Raw genomic sequence first — 300 nt, 5'->3', positions numbered from 1 at the left:
GCGAAAATCTCGGAAAGCTCTCTCGCATCCACACACATAAAGTAGATATTGGAAAGCTCCATCTCCCGGCGTTTCTGGATGCCTCTCAGGAGGACGCTGCAGTACCACTCAATGCCAACATAATTGATTTCCGGATTTTTGGCGGCCAGCTCCATAATAAACCGGCCCTTTCCCATGCCTTCTTCTATCTCTATTGGATTATCATTCCCAAAGACGCCGTTCCAGCGCCCCTTCTTCTCTTCCGGATTGGAAACCACGTAAGGGCTGTTTGCGATCTCTTCCTCCGAGCCTGGAATATGG

At 50.0% G+C, this 300-nt stretch carries 1 protein-coding gene; it reads right to left on the bottom strand.

Going from position 1 to position 300, the window contains the following annotated elements; translation table 11 throughout:
• On the bottom strand, nt 1-300 hold a 300-nt coding region (locus tag NE473_RS31285), incomplete at both ends, for a tRNA (guanine(46)-N(7))-methyltransferase TrmB (RefSeq protein WP_502802871.1).

Source organism: Hungatella sp. SL.1.14, from assembly GCF_024460495.1.
In the GTDB taxonomy this organism is placed as follows: Bacteria; Bacillota; Clostridia; order Lachnospirales; family Lachnospiraceae; genus Hungatella; species Hungatella hathewayi.
The sequence above is the reverse complement of the archived record's forward strand: the minus strand, read 5'-3'. Positions and strand labels throughout refer to the sequence as shown.